At 59.7% G+C, this 2814-nt stretch carries 4 protein-coding genes; 1 reads left to right on the top strand and 3 read right to left on the bottom strand.

Annotation, left to right across the window (positions count from 1 at the left end; translation table 11 throughout):
• The coding region (gene truD, locus F8J34_RS08665) for a tRNA pseudouridine(13) synthase TruD (protein ID WP_297058403.1) at positions 1-721 on the top strand (721 nt) is incomplete at its 5' end.
• Here the strand turns inward: truD and F8J34_RS08655 are convergent.
• The 3 genes from F8J34_RS08655 to F8J34_RS08645 are packed head-to-tail and all read right to left on the bottom strand — an operon-like array spanning position 718 to position 2685.
• Positions 718-1224, bottom strand: a complete 507-nt coding sequence (locus tag F8J34_RS08655; RefSeq protein WP_363315438.1) for an iron-sulfur cluster assembly scaffold protein — start codon at positions 1222-1224, stop codon at positions 718-720. The genes truD and F8J34_RS08655 overlap by 4 nt on opposite strands.
• Positions 1225-1243: 19 nt before the next feature.
• Entirely contained in the window at positions 1244-2410 is a 1167-nt protein-coding gene (locus F8J34_RS08650) for a cysteine desulfurase family protein (RefSeq protein WP_297058401.1), read from the bottom strand.
• Complete coding sequence (locus F8J34_RS08645; protein WP_297058399.1) at positions 2407-2685, bottom strand: sulfurtransferase TusA family protein; 279 nt, start codon at positions 2683-2685, stop codon at positions 2407-2409. Before F8J34_RS08645 ends, F8J34_RS08650 begins: the two co-directional genes overlap by 4 nt.
• Between the last annotated feature and the right edge of the window lie 129 nt (positions 2686-2814).

The raw sequence follows: 2814 nt of genomic DNA, 5'->3' as shown, positions 1-2814 counted from the left end.
GCGTTTCGGTTCGGTACGCCACGGCCGGGGCTTTGCCGCCCGTGAGGCCGTGTGCGGCAATTACGAAAGGGCCCTCTATCTTCTTCTGGTGGAGGGCTCGCAATACGAATACCAGCGTACCGCATCCTTCCGGGAATGTCTGCGTCGGCACTGGCCCCGGGTGGCTCCCTGCCTGGATCTGGCCCCCAGTCCCTGGGAAAGACGACTTCTGGAGTTTCTCTCCTCCCACCGCCCCAGCAAACGCACCTTCAAAAGGGCCTTCGCCCTGGTGGATAGCGAATATCTTCTCCTGCTGGCCCAGGCCTATCAGGCCTATCTCTGGAACGAGATCCTGAAGCTCTATCTGCTCCGCAGGGGGCTGGTGCACTTTCGGTTACCCTATCTTCTGGGGGAACTCTATTTTTATCGGGAGCTTCCCCCGGAGGAAAGCGAGCTTTTTACCCTCAAACTTCCCCTTCCCAGTCCCCGACTTCGTCTTTCCGAAAGGTGGCGGGATCTCTATCAGGAGGTGCTGCGCCGGGAGGGGATCGAGGACCTTTCCCGTCTGAGGACCCTGGTGCGGGGGCTGGTCTTTAAGACCTATCCGCGCGAGGCGGTGGTCTTTCCCCGGGAGATGAGCTTCCGTTTCGAGGATCCTCGCACCGTGCGTTTGCGGTTTTTCCTCCCCCGGGGTTCTTACGCCACCCTGGTGCTCAAACGCCTTTTTCGAGCCGGGACCTAGGACTTCTTTTCCAGAGGAGCCCCGCACTGCATACAGAAACGCGCGGTGATGGGGTTTTCGACCCCGCACTCCGGACAGGTCTGTTTTCGGCGGGGTTTTTGCGGGCCCTTTTCCCGACTTTGACCGGAGATGCGGGCCTCGTAATCCAGGATGGCTTCCTTTAAGGCCTTGGCTCCCAGCACCGAGCAATGCCATTTCTGTTTGGGGAGTCCGCCCAGTTCCCGGGCGATGTCTTCGTTGCGGAGGGCCTTGGCCTCCTCCAGGGTTCGGCCCTTGGCCATTTCGCTGACCACACTGGCCACGGCAATGGCCGCCACGCACCCGAAGGTCTTGTACTTCACATCCACGATGCGTCCATCCCGTACCTTGATGTAAAAGGTCATCATATCTCCGCAGGCGGGATTACCCACCTCGCCCACCCCATCGGCATCCTCCAGAGTTCCGATATTGCGGGGATGGGTGAAGTGTTCCAGGACTTTTTCCGTGTATTTTTCCGTAAACATAGACCTCCTCCTTGAGTCATTATTCTTTCCAGATCGGGCTCATGGCCCGCAAGCGGGCCACGGCCTGAGGCAGGACCTCGAGGACCCGTTCGATCTCCTCCTCGGTGTTCCATTCCTCCAGGGTAAGGACCAGGGATCCCTGGGCCACCACCTCGGGAAGACCGATGGCCCGGAGCACGGGCGAGGTCTTCAGGGCCTTGGAGGCGCAGGCGGAGCCGGTATTTCCGTAGATTCCGTATGCAGCCAGGGTAAAGACCAGGGCCTCGCCCTCGATGCCCTCGAAACAGAAGCTGGCGTGTCCCGGGAGTCTTCTCTCCGGATCGCCGGTATAGTGGGTTCGGGGGACCCGGGAGAGGATCCCTTCCACCAGACGATCGCGCAACCTCCGGAGGTAGGGTCCCTTGCGGGGGAGGCGCTCCTTAAGGATCCGGGCCGCCACCCCCAGCCCGATGATTCCGGGTACGTTTTCTGTTCCGGCCCGCCAGCCTCTTTCCTGGATTCCCCCGTGAATAAGGGGCATGATCCGGAGCCCTTTGCGAAGATAGAGGGCTCCCACCCCCTTGGGTGCTCCCAGACTGATCCCGGAAAGGGAGAGCAGATCCACGCCCAGTTCCTTTACCTGGACCGGGATCTGGCCCACCGAGGCCACGGCGTCGGTATGGAAGAAGGAACCGTTGGCGTGGGCGATCTCGGCCAGGGTGCGGATGTCCTGGATGGTGCCGATTTCGTTGCTGGCGTGCGCTACCGAGACCAGGATCGTGTCCGGGGTGAGCATCTTTTGCAGGGTTTCGGGGTTTACGCGCCCCTTCGAATCCACCGGGATAAGGGCCATTTCGAAGCCCAGTCTTTCCAGGAAGCGGGCGCTATTGAGAACGGAGTGATGTTCGATGGCCGAGACCAGGATACGCCGGCCTTTTTTGCTGTGGGCCAGGGCCAGCCCCTTGATGGCCAGGTTATTGGCCTCGGCCCCGCAGGAGGTGAAGATGATCTCTCCGGCTTCGGCTCCGATGAGATCCGCCACCCGGGCCCGGGCCTCCTCGATCCTTTCCCGGATCTCGCCCCCCAGGTCGTAAACCGCGGAGGGATTCCAGAACCATTCCCGGAAATAGGGCTGGATGGCCTCCCATACCTCCGGGAGAACCGGGGTGGCTGCGGCATGGTCCAGATAAATGATTTTTTCCTTCATCGTTTTAACTCCGGATGTTTTTCGGTGTCCCGAACCTTTTTGATATAAAAACGGAAGAACCCCTCATCCTCCTTGAGCCCCAGGAATTCCTGACCTTTCTTGGCGCACCAGGCCGGGATATCCTCCAGGGCCCCGTCGTAATCGGTAAGGATCTCCAGGATCTGGCCCACCTCCAGTTCCTTCAAGAACTCCTCGGGCTCCAGCAGATGCATGGGACACATGCGATAAACCAGGTCCACCGTGACATCGGCCTGCATCTTCTCTACGAACTTCATGGCCCCCACCTTACTCTAGTATTCTAGTAGGAAAATAACCCCCTTAATTCCTATTGTCAAGATAGGAAATAGAGGAAAGGAATTTTTCCGCAGGCCGGGGCATGGTAAGCTAGGGACCGTGCTGGTGGT

It is taken from the genome of Thermosulfurimonas sp., from assembly GCF_015491435.1.
Taxonomy (GTDB): Bacteria; Desulfobacterota; Thermodesulfobacteria; order Thermodesulfobacteriales; family Thermodesulfobacteriaceae; genus Thermosulfurimonas_A.
This window is presented reverse-complemented; position numbering and strand designations above follow the sequence as displayed.